The sequence below is a fragment of the Desulfitibacter alkalitolerans DSM 16504 genome, from assembly GCF_000620305.1.
Classification (GTDB): Bacteria; Bacillota; DSM-16504; order Desulfitibacterales; family Desulfitibacteraceae; genus Desulfitibacter; species Desulfitibacter alkalitolerans.
Genome location: NZ_KK211101.1, coordinates 147,930 through 165,409 on the forward strand (window position 1 = coordinate 147,930; position 17,480 = coordinate 165,409).

Here is a 17,480-nt window from a genome sequence, read left to right on the forward strand (position 1 = left end):
CAAACATTTAGATAAAATGGAGGACTTCCCATTGCTTTGGTGTATTATTATAAGCATAGGAGTGAACCCATATGGAAAAGCAAAAGGATAAATTAATAAACCAAATACACCTGGAAGTTCTCTATGAGTTTTCAAATATTATTACTATTTCGCCCAGCTGTACATGTATTCTAGAGGATCTTTTAGAAATGATAATAAATGGCTATCAAGGAGAAGATGCAGCAGTATTTATTAAGGGTAGAGACAAACATCTTAAGCCATTAGCCAATATTAATGGCTTGTTAGATATGCGATTCCCATATGGGTTGTTTTCTAATGTATTTGCAGGCGAAACCAGTATATATGATGCTGCTTGTCTCAAGGAGTATATTTCTCTAAAAGACTTAGCTAATCATACTTTAATAACAGTACCTTTAAGGATTTCCCATGAGGTTGTAGGGATCTTTCTTCTGCTGAGAAAAGGCAACAAAGCTTTGCCTAAAAGCCAAATGACTTTACTTGAAATCATGGCTAATGAAATTTCTTTGGCTCTAGGGATGGAAATAGCCAAGAAAACAATAGACGATCTTAAAGACTGCGGTGTATCTGTTTTGGAAAGTCTGGCAGAAGGAGTGATCATAGAAAATGCTGAACAAATTATTTTTTGTAGTCAAAGGGCTGTAGAATTGTTAGATTTAAAGCATCCAATACAAACTTATAATAATTTGGAAGAACATTTGTTTAATATTAGTAAAGAACCTGTCAAAACACAAATCTATCTAGAGACTGGCAAATCCATAAATAATGATTTTTATTCATATGAGATTGAAACTAAATCTGGCAAGTACTTAAAAATTAGCAGATTTATTATTAAAGGCAGAAATCATAATATTCCAAGTTATGGGTATCTGTTTAATGATATTACCAGAGATAAGGAAATGGATAGATTTAAAAATGATCTCATAGCAATGGTTAGCCATGAACTGCGAACTCCCCTGACCACTATAAAAGGGATCTCTGGAACTTTATTAAGGAAGGATGTAACCTGGGATGAGGATGCTAAAACTTCTTTTTTGATGGATATTTCTGACGAATGCACTCGTTTAAATAACTTCATTCAGAAACTTTTAGACATATCAAAAATTGACGCTTCAGCTCTTAAGCTGCACAAGGGCTTAATTACAGTTGATAAGCTTATTTCCAAAATAGAAAATTTTATTAAGATCTACTATAGACAGATACCAGAATCTAATTTCATAATTGAAAATTATATTAGTGATATTTTAGAAATTGATGAAGAAAGAATAACGCAGGTTTTCATGAATATCATAGAAAATTCAATTAAATACGGCAGGAAGAATGTTAAAATTAATATTAAAGTAGATTACTATGATGAAAAAGCCATATTATTTCTAATAATGGATAATGGCCCGGGTATTAAATCAAGTGATCTGAATAAGGTTTTTGATAAGTTCTATAGATGTTCTAAAGATTCATCTCTTAAAGGAACAGGATTGGGTTTAGCCATCTGCAAAGGATTCATAGAAGCCCACGGGGGCAGTATATGGGCTAAGAGTAACGGCAATAAAGGAACCAGTATATATTTCACCCTTCCAATAAACACCCAATCCAAGGAAGGTGATTGCAAATGAAAAACAAAATATTAGTTGTTGAAGATGAAGAAAAAATACTACGCTTTATAAAAGCTAACCTGGTTGCCAGTGGGTACAAAGTATATGTGGCCAAAGACGGCCAAAGTGCCCTGGACCTATATGAAAAATATCTTCCTGAAATTATCTTGCTGGATGTGAAGCTGCCCAAGCTAGATGGCTTTGAGGTTTTAAGAAGGATAAGGGGGTTTTCAGATGTACCAGTAATCCTGGTTACAGTTAAGGATAGTTCTATTGATATAGTACAGGGACTTGAATTAGGAGCCGATGACTACATTACCAAGCCCTTTGAAATAAACGAACTCCTTGCAAGGGTAAAAGCAGTACTTCGCAGAATAAAGGATGAAGATATTTTACTGGAAAATGAAATTGTTGTTGGAGATTTAACTGTTAATTTTTTAAGACATGAGGTCTTTGTCAAGAGAGAAGAAGTTAAGCTAACTTTTACTGAATTTAAACTTCTAGGTGAACTTGTAAAAAATAAAGGTTGCGTTTTAACTCATGAGGTACTCTTGACAAAGGTATGGGGCCATGAATATAGGGATGAAACCCATTATCTAAGGGTATGTGTGGCTAAACTCCGACAAAAGCTGGGATTGACAGAAGGGATACCTGGCTGGATACATACTATTCCAACTGTTGGTTATAAATTATTAGAATAGCAGTATTAATGATTTTGGGGGCAAATATTACGATGAATAAAGCTGCCAATATTAACGAAATGTATGGAATTAAAAAAAATTACAAAAGGTTTAATCAACAGTTTAATATAATGACCCAGACTCTTTGGAATGCTGAGTTTTCTGCCTTGGAAAATACCAGGAGAACCAATCTGCTAGAGCATGTACAGCAGTCAAAAGAGGGCTATAGTGAATATGAATATGCCCTGGCTAATGGAGTTTTAAAATACCTGCATAAGACAGGATATGGGCTAAATATCTGTGACAAGTACGGTAACACCTGGACATCAAATGAAGAAACCAATAGAGCTTCTCTACCTGAGAAAGAAATGACCATGTATCTAAAAAAAACTGCATTAATGCTTGGCGCCAGTGAGGTTGGCATAGGTATTCTTGATCGCAGATGGGTCTATTCCCACTGGCTTGATGATGAAACCAAAAACTCTTATCCTATTATTTTTTCTGATGATGATGTTAAATACGCTAGTATTGGCAAGCCCACTTTATTAGATGATAAAACTCGTGTCATACCTAAGGAGCTAACTTTAGCTATAGTCCTTTTGTTTGAAATGGAGTATGACTTTTTAATTCATGCACCAGGGCTTTTATCATTTATTAACAGTTTGCATGTTTATGAAAAAATGGTTGCTGCCACCTCAATTTTAGCTGAAACAATTAGAGGTCTTGGCTTCCAGGCTATACCCAGCATAAACTGCACAGCCCTTAGCATTCCCCTTGCAATAGATGCTGGGTTGGGTCAAATGGGTAGAAACGGCAAGCTTATTAACCCACAATTTGGTTCACGATGTAGAATAGCAAAGATTATCACTGATCTGCCATTGCTCACAGACAATCCAATTGATTTTGGAGTAACAAAGTTTTGTGAAGCTTGTAAAAAATGTGCAAGACATTGTCCGGCTAATGCAATCACCAGCAAGCCAAAATCCAGCCAGGTTTTAGATGAAACCATGAATCCAGGATATTTAAGATGGGTGCTCAATCATAAAAAGTGTTTTCAGTATTGGAGTGAATGTGGCACAAATTGTAACATATGTATGGCCGTTTGTTCTTATAACCGGGGTTATAAATGGACAAAGGGACTATTAAATGGCTTTGATAAATCTACCATGGATACAATACTGGAAACCCTGGAAGATGAGAGTCTTAAACCCTCAAGCAAAAATAGCAAGGATTTTTGGAAAAAATTAAAAAATCCAAGAAAGAATTAGGGGCCTTTATTAAAGGCCCTTTAATTAATTCATCTTATTTGTTTTTATATTCTTTGCAGCACCCAGTTAGGGATGTGGTATCTTTGTCTTGGGCTACACAGTAATTCTTTTGAGTAATAAACCAGGAGCACTTGTAGCAGTGGCAGCTATCGTTTTTTTTCATTGGAGTCTCCTCCCTTCGTTTAATTTTTATTTTCCGATTTACAATTTATTTTTCTAATATCATTGTATTCCTGAATAAATATAAAATCAACAATTATCTAACATTCTGACAATTCAAATTAATTGTCTTTATTATAAATAAAACTAATGAATATCCCGTTTATAAATTCATTCAAGTGTTATTATTTGCTGAAATTATACATGTGACAAGTTGAGCAATATCATAATGAATAATAAATATTAATAATAATAAAAAACATATGTTAAAATAAATAAATAAAAATACACATAATAGAATATATACTCACCAACATGTCTCCTTTGAAGTTCTTCGTATTATAACATGGATGCTGTTTGTGATTAGTAAAAAGGAGTTTTTGTATCTTTATAGAAGTTTATAAAGTCCATTAAATACAAAAGCTTAGGAGATAAAAATGTTCATATCAGTTATTCTGCCAATTATTATAATCTTTTCTGCTGGGTTTGCTGCACAAAAGGCTTTTAAGCTTCATATTAAGTCAATTTCTACCATGGCTATATATTTAATGTTTCCGCCCCTGGTATTTAGAACCTTCTATGATAACCCATTAAGTTTAAACTACTTGTATATCTTTCTATACACGGTGGCCTTGACTGGAATTTTTATTATAATAATCAAAGGAATAGGGCTATGGAAAAATTACCCTGATGAAAAGCAAAATGCTTTGATTCTTGCTGTTGGATTTATGAATAATGGTAATTACGGAATACCTCTAGTGTTATTTGCTTATGGAGCAGGAGGCCTAGATTATATCGTTCCCATTATGATATTTCATACTGTACTGCAGATTACTATAGGCGTATATTATGCTGCAAAAGGCAAAACAAGCTTTAAAAGTGTAGTTAGAAGTGTTGGCAGCATGCCCATGATGCATGCTGTATATCTCGGAATACTCTGGGGGGCTTTGTCACTGCCAATGCATGAGAGTATTTATGGAGCCATCAGTTTGATAGCTGATGCAGCTATTCCAACTATCATGCTGGCGCTAGGAATGCAGCTTGCAGAAATAAAGGTCAAGAATATTGAGTGGAGTACAATGTCCCTGGCGGTTTTTTTAAGGTTGGTGGTATCGCCGGTAATTGCTTTTTTAATGGTATGGTATCTGCCAATAGATCTGCTGTTGAGAAAGATAATGGTGCTGGCAGCTGCAACACCTACAGCTGCCATATCTTCAATGCTGGCCATTCAGTATGATTGCAATCCGCAGCTGGTTTCAGCTATCACTTTAATAACCACCTTTTTGAGCATGGGAACTGTATTGATAGTTCTACTCCTGCTCGGCTGAGATCTGCTGAAGGAGTTCTTTGTATAGTTCTGGTCTTCTAGATTGCAGGTAGAAACTATCCCTCATGGATTTAGTATCTTTTTTTCTGATACGATTTATTAATTCGGGATCAAGGTCGGCAAAAAGTATGCCTTCCTTGCTGCTGAAATCATGTGCTATTAATTTGCCCTTGGGATTTATGACCAGGGCCCCACCACAGAATGATTGACCATCTCCGTTTTCACCTATTAAGTTGCATGCTGCCAAAAATACTGCATTGTCATAGGCACGGGCAGTTAAATATTTGAGCCAGATGCTTTTTCTATCACCAACAATAGTTGGTGATGCATGGGGAGCAAAAATTATCTCAGCTCCCTTTAAAGACATGATTGTTGAGATCTCAGGAAAATGCAGATCCCAGCAGATTTGAATTCCGATGGTGGCAGTGGGGGTCTTAAATACAGGCAGGGAATTGCCCTCGCTAAAATACGGCTTTTCACTTTTGCCTAAATGGGTTTTTCTATAAATCCCTATTTCTGCGTCTGGTTGAACTACCAGGTGAGTAATGTAGGGTTTTTTATTATGGGCTTTTTCGGCTAATCCGGCTAAAATACAGATGGAATATTTGTTGGCCCACTCACCCAGAATACCAGATACTTCATTTAGCGGCTCTGCACTTTTTTCATGAAGATTTTTGCTGTATCCGTGGATTGATGTTTCAGGAAAACAGATAATATGGGCTTTGTTAGCAGCTGCTATTTCTGTAAATTTTTTAATCTTTTTAAGGTTGTGCTCTCTATCATTGATTAGAGCTTCCATTTGAACCAGGGCAATTCTTGTATTCTGCATAGGCTTTAAATCTCCCAAAAATATTATTTTAAATATCTACATAATAGCTTATTTGTTGTTTTATGACAAACCTATCTTATATCCTATCCAATCCTCCTCGTATATTTTATGGGTTTTGTTTTTGATGATTAGTGTTTTTATAATAGGGAAATAATAGTAAAAATATTCTACAGGAGGGAGATAGAAATAATGAACTTTAAACGTGTTCCCAATCATATAGGTGTAATACCCGATGGAAACAGGAGATGGGCAGAAGCCAGGGGTATGTCCAGGGAGATGGGGTATGAAAAGGGCATAGAGCCTGGTTTTGAGCTTTATAAGATTTGTCTGGATTTGGGGGTAAAAGAAATGACCTTTTATGGATTTACCCAGGACAACACCAAAAGACCAGCGGTCCAAACAAAAGCTTTTCAAAAGGCGTGTGTAGATGCTGTTAAGATTTTATCTGATAAGGATGCATCATTGCTTGTTGTGGGGAATACTGATTCTCCCCTATTTCCATCTGAGCTGCTTCCCTTTACCAAAAGGACAAATTTTGGAAGTGGGAAGATGAAAGTGAATTTTTTGGTGAATTACAGCTGGTGGTGGGACATTAATAGAGCATATTCAATGGGAACCGCTCCTGGCAATCCTAGAGACCATTTTCCCGCCAATATAGCTTCAGGTGATATCTCTAGAATTGACCTTGTGATTCGCTGGGGAGGAAGGAGGAGGCTGAGTGGTTTTTTGCCTGTTCAAACAATTTATGCAGATTTTTATATTATTGATGAGTTCTGGCCGGACTATAAGCCAGAACACTTGTATGATGCACTGAGGTGGTATGAAACTCAAGACATTACTTTAGGTGGATAATTAACAGGAACATCGGAAAAGTAGGTGGCTTCTTTTAAATATCTAATGTCAATGTTCAATATACAAATTATATAATGTTTTTACCATACACAGGGGGTTCTCTTCAAGTTGCTTGTTGAAAGCCCTTTAATCATTAAGCGAAATTTTACAATTTATTAAAATTATACACACAGGTTCAAAAAATATTGATATAATTAATGTGTTTGACTAAAGGCTAATACGTTGATAATTTCAAGGAGTGAGGTTAAGTGATTGGGTTGCTGGAAATAATTCTATTTTTTTTAGGGGGAGTATCAGGCTTTTTAGCAGGGTTGCTGGGAATTGGAGGAGCAATAGTTCTTATTCCCATGATGATATATATTTTGCCCTACTTCGGACTTAACCTGTCGATGCATGAAATAATGGGACTGTCAATGGCCCTGGTGTTTTTTGCAGCACTGACTGGTGCTATCATCCACTTTAAAGGTGGTAATCTGCGTAAGAATTTAATCATAGTTGTTGGGGGCGCCATGCTTGCTGGAAGTTTTTTTGGGGCCATTGCATCAAGGTATGTTATGGAAAAGACTTTATTAGGTGTATTTGCTTTAGTTCTGGCTTTGTCCATTGTTATGCTGCTAAAGCCTAAGACAGAAAAGTCAAAAGTAAAGGCTGTCTCTGGCGGAGATGACAGTTGTTCCATTGACAGTATTGAAGAGGTAGAAACATATATGACCTCAAGAAAAGAAAAAATAACCGGAGCATCCCTGGGATTTTCAATTGGTGTGATCTCTGGGATGGCCGGAGTAGGAGGCGCTGCCATACTTATTCCTGCTTTAACATTTTTCTTGAGAATACCTATAAAAATATGTATTGGAACCTCCCTTGGCATCATATTGGCAGGGGGTGCAGCAGGTTTTTTTGGAAAAGCCATTACCGGTCAAATACCTTTTATACCTGCATTGTTTCTGGCAGCAGGTGGAATATTATCATCAAGACTTGGCAGTAAAGTGAGCATGCGGCTAAGGGGCGAGCAATTGAAGAAGATTCTTGCTGTAGTACTGCTAGTCACCTTAATTCGAATAATTGCTACATTAGTTACATTTTAAATAGGGCATGAAGCATTAAACCCTATTTTTCTGACTGGCTAAAGAATTAACTGCCCCTTGAATTTTTAGCATATTGTCCGTTAGATTCTGCAAGGCCTGTGACTGCTGTTTTGTTATACTGCTGGTTTCGTATATTAAAGTTGTAATTTTTTGCATAATATCCTGAATTTTACTGAGGGTGGTTTCTACACTTTGGACTGAGCCTCTAGAGTGATTGGATAGCTTCCTGACTTCTTCAGCTACTACCGAAAAGCCCCTGCCATGCTCACCGGCTCGTGCGGCTTCTATGGCTGCATTTAAACCAAGCAGGTTTGTTTGGTCAGCTATGGTTCTGATTGTGTCTAATACTTTCTGTGTTTCATTAACATCATTTCTGGCCTCGTCTGCTGTACTTTCCAAATTCTTGGCATTTGAGGCTACCTCAAGGGCGCTGGCGGAGATCTCTTCAGCAACTGCAGAAACCTGTTGAATTTGGCCTTGTATTTCTATAATGGCATTTTCAACTAGCTGTTCCTGTTCTAATTTTTCAAGATTTGCAATTATAACTGCACTTGCAAATTTAACGGGATATTTCATAATATCCTTATCCCCAGTAATTCCAATAACACCTATCCTTTTACCCTTATAATCAATAGCTACATTGTAACCTGCTCTAATGTTTTCCATGGCTGCCTCTTCTTCTTTAGAAACACCATATTCATCCATTACTCCAGACATTATTTTAGCAGCAATTTCATGTCGCTTCCCTTCCCGACCTGGTATTGTTGATACCAAAACTATGCCATCATCAACAAATATTGTGGCATTTTCACCAGTTTCAGCTGCCAGCATGTCCACCATTTTTTGACCAATTTCCTTATGAATCTTCATACTAACCTCCTTGACCTCTATATATGTATTTATTTATCCTATATTCTACACATGAGTTTATATACCTTTTTTTACATTCTTTGACAATAATTTTTTTTCTAAATATTTGTTAAATAAGCAGTTGATATGGATTTCCGGTGCTTTCCTGTGGATATTTAGTAATACCTCTTCATATGAAACTTGATAAGCTAATAAATACCTATCTACAACAGGCTGGGAAACAATAAAAAGTATTCTTTAAAAAGTGTGCTTTCATAAATACAATCCAATTATTCTAAAGAAAGCTGTTTAATAATACCCATTAATAAAGTAAAATACATTTATAGTGCTAAAAAAAGTTAATCTTTCTTGGCCAATGGGGGTTTATATGTCAGGTAGAGCTTTGCAGGTTACTCAAAATCATAGTAGACACACATTAGTTTTCATGGGTATCTTTATTTTTCTCATATCTGTAGGAGAGGGTATGACAGCTCCTGCAATTCCCCTTTATGGAGATGAGCTAGGTGCTACATACAAGCAGCTTGGGTTTTTAATGACTGGATATTCAATTGCCTATGCAGCAATGACAGTTTTTTCAGGAAGAATGTCAGACCAGTATGGACGTAAAAAAATACTGCTCATGAGCATTATTTTGTCTATATTAGCCTCTACTGGGTATTACCTTGCCACAAGTCCTATGATGCTATTAGTCTTTAGGACATTAGAAGGTATGAGCAGAGGTATGCTGTGGCCGGTGGCTGAAGCTATAGTTGCCGATAATACCACCTTTGAAGGTAGAGGCAAGGCAATGGGGCATTTTTCTGCAGCATATGGTGGTGGGGTGGCTACAGGTACTTTAACAGGTGGTTATATTATGGAATACATGGGTTTGACTCAGGTATTTCCCTTTTACCCCATACTTGGAATTATTGTATTTGGGACGGTCCTGCTGGGTGTAAAAGAGGCAGTTGGAGAGGCCCATTACGGTCACGGAAATCCACGTCAGGGCAATATGAAAAATCTTTACCTTGAAGTTAAGAAAATCTGGCCAATATGCTATGCTGGTTTTGCATATGCAGGCTTTTTATATTCCCTTTGGGGTTTGTTATCAAAAGTAGCAGATACCTTTGGAGTTGCTCATCTAGGCATAGGAGTCATTTTTACACTTTTCTGGTTATCACGCTTGAGCTCCTTTATAATTTGTGGGAGGGCTATTGACTGGTTCGGGCGTAAAAAGGTATTCTTGGCCGGCATAGTCTTTTGTTCCATCTCAGCAGGCTCCTTTCTTATAGCCAGTGAATTCTATATATTTTTATTTGCTGCCCTGCTAGGTGGTATAGGAACAGGGATAGTTTTTCCCTTGAGTATAACCCTTGTAGCTGACTTTACCTCGCCTGAATATCGGGGATTTGGCATGGGTTTCTTGGAATTGGTAATGGGCATGGGCATGATTACCCAAACAGCCATTTCAGGTATACTGGGAGAATTAGCAGGGGTGCACATGACTTTTTTCTTTACCTTTTTTGTAATGTTAATTGCCCTGCCCATATCCCTGTTTTTTGTCAAGGAACCCGTTGCTGAATACAGGAATACAACTTACAATTAAGTAATACACATTAGTATAAAAACTTTGGTATTATTTTTTACTTTAATGGAAATATGGATAAATTTTTATAAAAGGTATTGAGAAGTTCCATTGTTAATGGTAGAATATCACTAAGTTAATGAAAGTTAGTACAATTACATATTGGAGAATGACAAATACGGGAGAGTTCTTCGAAAGAACACCGAAGGAGCAAGTTTTGAGTTGCCAATTCAAAAACGAAACTCTCAGGTTATGGGACCGTATTTTGACTCAACTCTGGAAAGCGTTCTGACACCGAAGGAGCAAAACAGGTTTTAAGCTGTTAATCTCTCAGGTTTTAAGACAGAGGAAAGGCGACTAAGTTCGTTGATTCTCTGTCTTTTTTGTTTGTTAAATTTTTTTACACTTAAGATTTTTACATTTAAAAGTATGGATATTTAAACAGGTGATAGATGATGAATTTTCTTCTTGTAACAAACAACCCTTTAGTGGAGAAAAAATACGGTGATTTTACTGAGAAAGTGGATGGTGTTTTATTTGAGGTTCTAACAAGGGTTCGTGATTATGTTCATAAGGGTCATGGCTTGTTAATGCATCCACTGGCAGGCAGTATTAAACCCAATGAAACGCCCTACAGGTCCCTGCTAATTACCAGGGAACCTCTAATAGGGAAAATTGACTTTAAATCTTTAGAACTGATAGAGAACTCCTTTATTGCGTATAAAAAATTCGTCCATACTGGGTGTCAATATACTGAAAAAGTCCTAGAGGATTATCAAAGTATCGATCTGGAACTAGTTAAGTCAGCAGTGGAAAGCTTACAAAATTAAGTAATATATTATCTGCAAGGAGGTTGGGAAAGTGACAAAGGAAATATGGGATATTCTCATTGTAGGAGGAGGTCCTGCAGGATTAACAGCGGGTATCTACGGAGCAAGATCTAAACTTAAAACACTTATTTTAGAAAAGGGCAGACCTGGTGGTCAGGCTGCAACAACTGAAGAAATGGAAAACTACCCTGGTTTTGGAAGAGGTGCGACAGGCCCAGGTATTATGAAGGCCATGCAGGAGCATGCAGAAGACTTTGGGGTCATCATTGAAAAAGAAACAGCAGTAGATTTGGACCTTGATGGGGAGATTAAAATTGTTAGGACTAAAAAGGGTAAAGAGTTTTATGGAAAAACCGTTATCTTGTGTCCAGGTGCCAATCCTCGTTCCCTGGGCATTAAGGGCGAGAAAAAATTTGTTGGCAAGGGAGTATCATATTGTGCAACATGCGATGCAGACTTTTACGAGGATTTAGATGTGATAGTTGTTGGAAATGGAGATGCAGCCATTGAGGAAGCAATTTATTTAACCAAGTTTGCTGAGAAGGTTACTGTTATTGTTATCCATGATGAAGGCATATTAGATGCAAATAAAGCCAGTCAAGAAAAGGCCTTTGCCAATCCCAAAATTCATTTTATCTGGAATTCAGTATTAGAAGAAATCAAGGGAGATGGCATTGTAGAAAGTGTGGTAATTAAAAATTTAAAAACAGGCGAGATAACTGATATGGAAACAAATGGCGTATTCTTCTTTGTTGGTTACGTGCCAAATACAGAGTTTTTAAGAGGAAAAATAGACTTGAATGACCAGGGGTATATTATAGTTAATGAGAAAATGGAAACTTCAGTTCCAGGAGTTTATGCAGCAGGGGATGCAAACCAAAAGTATCTTAGACAAGTTGTAACGGCAGCAGCAGATGGGGCCATTGCGGCCTTTGCAGCTGATAAATACCTGGCAGAAGAAGAAAACTTCAAAATGCAGGTTTTAAATGCTCAAGGCACTGTATTGGTTGCCTTCTGGAGTCCGCAAAAAGAGGAAAGTATTGAGGCGGTTTCATTATTAGAACAAAATGTAAATCAATTGGCAAATACCAAGCTTGTGAAGATAGACCTGTACAGAAATCACCTGGTAGCAAACAGATATAATGTAGAAAGCATACCTGCAGTGCTGGTTTTTGAAAATGGCGAAGTAATTAATAGACTAAAGGGATCCATAAGTCAGGAAGTTTTAAGGGAACTTGCAGCAGGCAGAGAAACTGTTTAAGCCAGGGTTTTAGTTTAATATTTATTATAGATTTTAAAAATATGGAGGTGAAAAAGATGCATGTATTTGACAAGGAGAATTTTGATGCACAGGTATTAAGTAGTTCTGAGTTGGTTTTAGTTGATTTCTGGAGCCCAAAGTGTGAGCCCTGTAAAGAATTAATGCCGGAAATTGAAGCCCTTGCAGAAAAATATGGAGACAAAATGAAGTTTGGAAAGGTTGATGTATCTCAAAACCGTCGTTTGTCAATAGGACAAAAGGTTTTAGGATTGCCTACAATAGTCTTTTATAGAAATGGTGAAAAGGTAGCAGAGATGTCAAAGGATTTCACTGCAGAGGATGTAGAGGCCAAAATTAATGAATTATTAAAAATAAACACGTAAGGGGGTGAAGGGAATTGCGTTTGGAAGTAGGCAACATTTTTATTAATAACATAGAGCTAGCTGACAAGACAGAGGTTAAAGATGGAGTTTTATATGTGAACAGCCAGGAACTGGCGAAGATAGCTGGAAGTGATGATAGAATTGCAGATGTTCAGATTGAACTGGCAAAACCTGGAGACAAAACGCGGATTGTACCTGTAAAAGATGTTATAGAACCAAGGGTGAAGGTGTCTGGTTCTGGAAGAATGTTTCCTGGTTTTATAAGCAATGTTGAGACAGTTGGCAATGGCAGGACACATGTATTAAAAGGTGCAGCTGTTGTTACCTGTGGAAAGATAGTAGGCTTCCAGGAAGGTATTATTGACATGTCAGGACCAGGGGCAGAATATACTCCCTTTTCAACTACCTTCAATATAGTAGTATTATGTAATCCAGTTGAAGGCCTTAGTCAGCATGAACACGAGGCTGCAGTCCGAATGGCTGGCTTTAGAGCAGCTGCTTATCTTGGGGAAGTTGCTAAAGCAATAGAACCGGATGAAATTGAGGTTTATGAAACACTGCCATTAAAGGATCAGCTAGCCCAGTATCCCAATCTGCCAAAGGTGGCTTATGTATATATGCTCCAGAGTCAGGGTTTGCTTCATGATACCTACGTTTATGGAGTAGATGCAAAGAGGATCATTCCAACAATTATCTATCCAACTGAGGTCATGGATGGAGCTATAGTTAGTGGGAACTGTGTATCAGCATGTGATAAGAACCCTACTTATGTTCATCAGAACAACCCATTGATTCGTGACCTTTATGAAAGGCATGGCAAGGATTTTAATTTTATTGGAGTTGTTATTACCAATGAAAACGTTACTCTGGCTGACAAAGAGCGCTCATCAAGCATGACAGCCAAGCTAGTTGAGTTTTTAGGAGCCGATGCAGTTATTATTTCTGAGGAAGGCTTTGGAAATCCAGATGCGGACCTTGTGATGAACTGCAATAAAATTGAAGAAAAGGGTATTAAAACTGTATTGGTAACAGATGAGTATGCAGGCAGAGACGGAGCATCCCAATCACTGGCTGATTCCACACCTGCAGGTAATGCTGTGGTTACGGCAGGAAATGCCAATGAGATCATTGAGCTGCCGCCAATGGAAAAGGTAATTGGTTATACAGATCCAGTTGATGTTATTGCCGGTGGCTTTGCAGGCAGCTTGAATAAAAATGGTGGTATTACTGTTGAAATCCAGGCCATAATTGGTGCAACCAATGAATTAGGTTTTTGGAAGTTAACTGCTAGAGGGTATTAATTCAAATAATATATAACTTACAAAAAGAAAAGGAGGATAAAAATGCTTAAGGATAAAAAAATTATTGTCCTGGGTGATAGGGATGGAATTCCCGGGCCAGCCATTGATGAATGTATAAAAAGTGCTGGCGGCGAAGTGGTTTTTTCTACCACAGAATGCTTTGTTTGAACTGCAGCAGGTGCTATGGACCTGGAAAACCAACAGAGGATTATGGATCTTAGCGAAAAGTACGGTGCAGAAAATTTAGTAGTTATTTTAGGTGGTGCAGAAGCAGAAGCATCCGGATTAGCTGCTGAAACTGTAGCCAACGGAGATCCAACCTTTGCAGGTCCTTTAGCTGGAGTTCAGTTGGGACTCAAAGCTTACCATATCTTTGAAGAGGAAATTAAAAATCAAATAGACCCAGCAGTATATGATGAGCATATAAGTATGATGGAAATGGTTCTGGATGTAGATAGCATTGTCCAAGAGGTTAAAAATATTAGAGAACAGTTCTGCAAATAGGAACGCCTACCCAAAAAAGGGGTGATTAGATGAGCAAAATTAGAGTAGTTCATTATCTGAACCAGTTCTTTGGCCAAATTGGCGGTGAAGATAAGGCTGGTTTTAAACCTGAAGCAAGAGAAGGTTATGTTGGACCTGGTATGGCTTTAAATGTTGCACTGGGCGGAGAAGTTGAAATAGTTGGCACGGTGATATGCGGTGATTCATATTTTGGTGAGAACCTGGAAACAGCTGGTGAACAAGTTCTAGAGTTAATAAGGGGCTTCTCTCCCGACATAGTTGTAGCAGGACCAGCTTTTAATGCTGGCAGATACGGAGTGGCCTGTGGTGCTGTAGCAAAGATGGTATCAGAAAAACTAAAAATACCAGTTGTTTCTGGCATGCATCCAGAAAACCCTGGTGTTGAGATTTACAAGAGTTACGCTTATATAGTTGAAACCAGTGATTCAGCTGCTGGCATGAAAAAAGCAATACCAGCCATGGCTAATCTTGTTCTTAAGCTTGCCAGGGGACAGGAAATTGGCTTGCCTGAAGAAGAAGGCTATATTCCAAGGGGCATTAGGAAAAACTTTTTTGCAGCAGATAGGGGCTCCAAAAGGGCTGTGGATATGCTGGTAAAGAAAATTAAGGGAGAAGAGTTTGTAACTGAGTATCCCATGCCAGTATTTGATAGGGTAGAACCTAATAGTCCAGTAAGAGACATGGCTAATGCAAAGATAGCCCTTGTTACTTCAGGAGGAATAGTGCCCAAAGGCAATCCAGATCGCATTGAATCCTCCAGTGCATCAAAATATGGTAAATATGACCTGGATGGGATAAGTGACCTTCATCCACAAAATAGTGAAACAGCCCACGGGGGTTACGACCCAGTATATGCTAATCAAGATGCAGACAGGGTTCTGCCAGTAGATGTTTTAAGGGAATTAGAAAGGGAAGGAGCAATTGGAGAATTACATGGCTACTATTATTCAACAGTTGGAAATGGCACATCAGTTGCCAATTCCAGGGCTTTTGCAGCAGAAATAGCTAAAGAATTAACTGCAGCTAAAGTGCAAGCTGTTATCTTAACCTCTACCTGAGGAACCTGTACGCGTTGCGGTGCAACCATGGTAAAGGAAATTGAGAGAGCAGGAATTCCAGTAGTTCATGTATGTACAGTAGTCCCAATTTCGCTAACAGTTGGTGCTAATAGAATTGTACCAGCTGTGGCCATCCCTCATCCCTTAGGAGATCCTACTTTATCCAGTGGGGATGAAAGAGAACTTCGTAAAAGACTGGTGAAAAAAGCTCTAACTGCTTTACAAACAGAAGTGGAAGGACAAAAGGTTTTTGAGTAAATATAAATGCTAAAGCTAATGGGTAATGGGCTTAAAAACCCATTACCCAAAAACATAATATGGAGGTGAATTATAAATATGAATTATCCTGTAATAAAGGGAGCAAGCTATGCTCTGGTGCATGCTCCAGACATGGTTATACATCAAGGAACCACGCAAACAGCCGAGAGAAAAAAAAATCCCAATTCTGAGTACCTTTCAAAATTGCCGCAGCATTTAAGAAGCTTCCAAGATGCAGTTAACTATCCACCAAATCAGGCTTATATAGGAAATATATTGCCAACTGAATTAAACAAAATAGAGAGACCCTGGTATAAAAACTTAATTAATGGTGCAGCAAAAGATGGAAAATACGGCGAAATTGTTCCACAAGATGTTTTTATAGGTCTTATTAAAGTAGTGGATGCCTTTGACCTTGTATACCTGGAAAAGGCCTTTCAATCTGCTGTAAAAGAAAAGATAATGGAACATCCGATATTTGGTGATATAAAAGACAACAGCAAATTAGACAGGAACCCAGCTGAAATTGATGAAATAGAAAAACTTGTTAATGTTCATAGGGCAGAAGGACTATATCAAGAAGGCAAATTAGTAGGTTGTGTTAAAAAGGCCCATGAAAGTGACCCGGCCTTAACAGCACATATTATGTTTGAAAACCTTGCGGCCAAAGCGTCTGCTGTCATAGCTCTAAAACTGCTTTTTGCTAAAACTTCTTTGGAACCTGCTTCCATTGACTATATTATAGAAACCTCAGAAGAAGCCTGCGGGGATATGAATCAAAGGGGCGGAGGAAACTTTGCCAAGGCTATTGGGGAAATCTGCGGTTGTGTTAATGCAACAGGTTCTGACACCCGGGGTTTTTGTGCAGCCCCTGCCCATGGGATGATAGAAGCTGCTGCCCTGGTACAATCAGGAATATTTAAAAATGTTGTTGTCCTGGCAGGTGGAGCAGCTGCCAAGCTTGGAATGAATGGCAAAGACCACGTTGCCAAGGACATGCCGATACTTGAAGATGTTCTTGGAGCCTTTGCAATCCATGTTTGTGAGAATGATGGTATAAGTCCAGTTATTCGTACCGATGCTGTGGGCCGTCATAAAATTGGCTCAGGAGCGTCACCCCAGGCGCTGAATCAGGCAATTGTTTTTGACCCCATGGAAAAGATGGGCTGGACCCTGGCTGATTTTGATAAATTTTCTGTGGAAATGCAGAATCCTGAGATTACCGAACCTGCTGGAGCTGGCGATGTTCCCAGGGCAAATTACAAGATGATAGCAGCGTTAGGTGTTAAAAAAGGTGAGTTTGACAGAACAGAGATTGATAATCAAGTGGATCGCTTTGGAATGCCGGGCTTTGCTCCAACCCAGGGACATATCCCTTCAGGGATACCATTTATTGGCTTTGCTAGAGACTTGATCTTGGAAGGCAGTATAAACAGGGTGATGATTATTGGCAAGGGGAGCTTATTCCTGGGACGCCTAACAAATCTTTTTGATGGTATCTCCTTTGTCATTGAAAAGAATTCAGGTATCAAGGAAACCGGGGTGGACAAAGAAGAGGTTCGTAAGATGATAGCCAGTGCCCTGAGAAGTCTAGCAGACTCACTTAGATAAGCCAAGTAA

At 38.2% G+C, this 17,480-nt stretch carries 17 protein-coding genes, 1 pseudogene and 1 riboswitch; of the genes and pseudogenes, 14 read left to right on the top strand and 4 right to left on the bottom strand.

Going from position 1 to position 17,480, the window contains the following annotated elements; all coding sequences use genetic code 11:
* Positions 1-71: 71 nt before the first annotated feature.
* The 3 genes from K364_RS0112460 to K364_RS0112470 are packed head-to-tail and all read left to right on the top strand — an operon-like array spanning position 72 to position 3,558.
* Positions 72-1,631, top strand: a complete 1,560-nt coding sequence (locus K364_RS0112460; protein WP_028308294.1) for an ATP-binding protein — start codon at positions 72-74, stop codon at positions 1,629-1,631.
* Complete coding sequence (locus tag K364_RS0112465; RefSeq protein ID WP_028308295.1) at positions 1,628-2,311, top strand: response regulator transcription factor; 684 nt, start codon at positions 1,628-1,630, stop codon at positions 2,309-2,311. Before K364_RS0112460 ends, K364_RS0112465 begins: the two co-directional genes overlap by 4 nt.
* A gap of 32 nt (positions 2,312-2,343) precedes the next feature.
* The gene (locus K364_RS0112470) at positions 2,344-3,558 is read left to right on the top strand and encodes a reductive dehalogenase (RefSeq protein ID WP_035269228.1); all 1,215 of its coding nucleotides are present in this window, start codon (positions 2,344-2,346) and stop codon (positions 3,556-3,558) included.
* A gap of 34 nt (positions 3,559-3,592) precedes the next feature.
* On the opposite strand, the gene K364_RS27595 is transcribed toward K364_RS0112470, so the two are convergent.
* Positions 3,593-3,721 (bottom strand): hypothetical protein, encoded by a 129-nt coding sequence (locus K364_RS27595; RefSeq protein ID WP_277995583.1) that lies wholly within the window; start codon positions 3,719-3,721, stop codon positions 3,593-3,595.
* A gap of 433 nt (positions 3,722-4,154) precedes the next feature.
* Between K364_RS27595 and K364_RS0112480 the strand changes: the two genes are divergently transcribed.
* Positions 4,155-5,045, top strand: a complete 891-nt coding sequence (locus K364_RS0112480; RefSeq protein ID WP_035269232.1) for an AEC family transporter — start codon at positions 4,155-4,157, stop codon at positions 5,043-5,045.
* Here the strand turns inward: K364_RS0112480 and K364_RS0112485 are convergent.
* Positions 5,028-5,873, bottom strand: coding sequence for a nitrilase-related carbon-nitrogen hydrolase (locus tag K364_RS0112485; RefSeq protein WP_028308298.1), 846 nt, complete (start codon positions 5,871-5,873; stop codon positions 5,028-5,030). The genes K364_RS0112480 and K364_RS0112485 overlap by 18 nt on opposite strands.
* Before the next feature lie 189 nt (positions 5,874-6,062).
* On the opposite strand from K364_RS0112485, the gene K364_RS0112490 reads away from it, so the two are divergent.
* Both K364_RS0112490 and K364_RS0112495 read left to right on the top strand, forming a co-directional pair.
* Entirely contained in the window at positions 6,063-6,725 is a 663-nt protein-coding gene (locus K364_RS0112490) for an undecaprenyl diphosphate synthase family protein (RefSeq protein WP_028308299.1), read from the top strand.
* Between the two features lie 248 nt (positions 6,726-6,973).
* A complete protein-coding gene (locus K364_RS0112495) occupies positions 6,974-7,810 on the top strand; it encodes a sulfite exporter TauE/SafE family protein (protein ID WP_028308300.1) in 837 nt (278 codons plus the stop codon).
* A gap of 15 nt (positions 7,811-7,825) precedes the next feature.
* Here the strand turns inward: K364_RS0112495 and K364_RS27600 are convergent, their stop codons facing one another.
* Both K364_RS27600 and K364_RS27940 read right to left on the bottom strand, forming a co-directional pair.
* Positions 7,826-8,386 carry a methyl-accepting chemotaxis protein gene (locus tag K364_RS27600; protein ID WP_422857227.1) on the bottom strand — a complete coding sequence of 187 codons (561 nt, stop codon included), beginning with the start codon at positions 8,384-8,386 and terminating at the stop codon, positions 7,826-7,828.
* Positions 8,381-8,680 (bottom strand): annotated as a pseudogene (locus K364_RS27940) (sugar diacid recognition domain-containing protein); the annotation flags it as partial. The pseudogene K364_RS27940 and the gene K364_RS27600, both read right to left, overlap by 6 nt.
* A 367-nt stretch (positions 8,681-9,047) precedes the next feature.
* Here K364_RS27940 and K364_RS25685 point away from each other — a divergent pair.
* The 8 genes from K364_RS25685 (at position 9,048) to grdC (ending at position 17,471) form a co-directional block, all read left to right on the top strand.
* Positions 9,048-10,265: an MFS transporter gene (locus tag K364_RS25685; RefSeq protein ID WP_028308302.1), complete on the top strand. Its 1,218-nt coding sequence runs from the start codon at positions 9,048-9,050 to the stop codon at positions 10,263-10,265.
* A 148-nt stretch (positions 10,266-10,413) separates the two neighbouring features.
* Positions 10,414-10,515, top strand: a riboswitch (glycine riboswitch).
* A 181-nt stretch (positions 10,516-10,696) separates the two neighbouring features.
* Entirely contained in the window at positions 10,697-11,074 is a 378-nt protein-coding gene (locus K364_RS0112510) for a GrdX family protein (RefSeq protein ID WP_028308303.1), read from the top strand.
* Between the two features lie 31 nt (positions 11,075-11,105).
* Positions 11,106-12,335 (top strand): thioredoxin-disulfide reductase, encoded by a 1,230-nt coding sequence (trxB, locus tag K364_RS23995; protein WP_035269236.1) that lies wholly within the window; start codon positions 11,106-11,108, stop codon positions 12,333-12,335.
* 56 nt (positions 12,336-12,391) lie between these two features.
* Positions 12,392-12,718 (top strand): thioredoxin TrxA, encoded by a 327-nt coding sequence (trxA, locus tag K364_RS0112520; RefSeq protein ID WP_028308304.1) that lies wholly within the window; start codon positions 12,392-12,394, stop codon positions 12,716-12,718.
* Between the two features lie 14 nt (positions 12,719-12,732).
* Positions 12,733-14,019: a glycine/sarcosine/betaine reductase component B subunit gene (locus K364_RS0112525; RefSeq protein WP_028308305.1), complete on the top strand. Its 1,287-nt coding sequence runs from the start codon at positions 12,733-12,735 to the stop codon at positions 14,017-14,019.
* A gap of 42 nt (positions 14,020-14,061) precedes the next feature.
* On the top strand, positions 14,062-14,523 hold the full coding sequence (gene grdA, locus K364_RS0112535) for a glycine/sarcosine/betaine reductase complex selenoprotein A (RefSeq protein WP_084295837.1): 462 nt from the start codon (positions 14,062-14,064) through the stop codon (positions 14,521-14,523).
* A gap of 29 nt (positions 14,524-14,552) precedes the next feature.
* Positions 14,553-15,860 carry a glycine reductase complex selenoprotein B gene (gene grdB, locus K364_RS0112540; protein ID WP_084295839.1) on the top strand — a complete coding sequence of 436 codons (1,308 nt, stop codon included), beginning with the start codon at positions 14,553-14,555 and terminating at the stop codon, positions 15,858-15,860.
* 78 nt (positions 15,861-15,938) lie between these two features.
* The gene (gene grdC / locus K364_RS0112550; RefSeq protein WP_028308310.1) at positions 15,939-17,471 is read left to right on the top strand and encodes a glycine/sarcosine/betaine reductase complex component C subunit beta; all 1,533 of its coding nucleotides are present in this window, start codon (positions 15,939-15,941) and stop codon (positions 17,469-17,471) included.
* Positions 17,472-17,480 lie beyond the last annotated feature (9 nt).

Coding starts and splice junctions, on each gene's coding strand:
- K364_RS0112460 (WP_028308294.1), top strand. CDS start 72: ATGGAAAAGCAAAAGGATAAATTAATAAACCAAATACACCTGGAAGTT.
- K364_RS0112465 (WP_028308295.1), top strand. CDS start 1,628: ATGAAAAACAAAATATTAGTTGTTGAAGATGAAGAAAAAATACTACGC.
- K364_RS0112470 (WP_035269228.1), top strand. CDS start 2,344: ATGAATAAAGCTGCCAATATTAACGAAATGTATGGAATTAAAAAAAAT.
- K364_RS27595 (WP_277995583.1), bottom strand. CDS start 3,721: ATGAAAAAAAACGATAGCTGCCACTGCTACAAGTGCTCCTGGTTTATT.
- K364_RS0112480 (WP_035269232.1), top strand. CDS start 4,155: ATGTTCATATCAGTTATTCTGCCAATTATTATAATCTTTTCTGCTGGG.
- K364_RS0112485 (WP_028308298.1), bottom strand. CDS start 5,873: ATGCAGAATACAAGAATTGCCCTGGTTCAAATGGAAGCTCTAATCAAT.
- K364_RS0112490 (WP_028308299.1), top strand. CDS start 6,063: ATGAACTTTAAACGTGTTCCCAATCATATAGGTGTAATACCCGATGGA.
- K364_RS27600 (WP_422857227.1), bottom strand. CDS start 8,386: ATGAAATATCCCGTTAAATTTGCAAGTGCAGTTATAATTGCAAATCTT.
- K364_RS25685 (WP_028308302.1), top strand. CDS start 9,048: ATGTCAGGTAGAGCTTTGCAGGTTACTCAAAATCATAGTAGACACACA.
- K364_RS0112510 (WP_028308303.1), top strand. CDS start 10,697: ATGATGAATTTTCTTCTTGTAACAAACAACCCTTTAGTGGAGAAAAAA.
- trxA (WP_028308304.1), top strand. CDS start 12,392: ATGCATGTATTTGACAAGGAGAATTTTGATGCACAGGTATTAAGTAGT.
- grdC (WP_028308310.1), top strand. CDS start 15,939: ATGAATTATCCTGTAATAAAGGGAGCAAGCTATGCTCTGGTGCATGCT.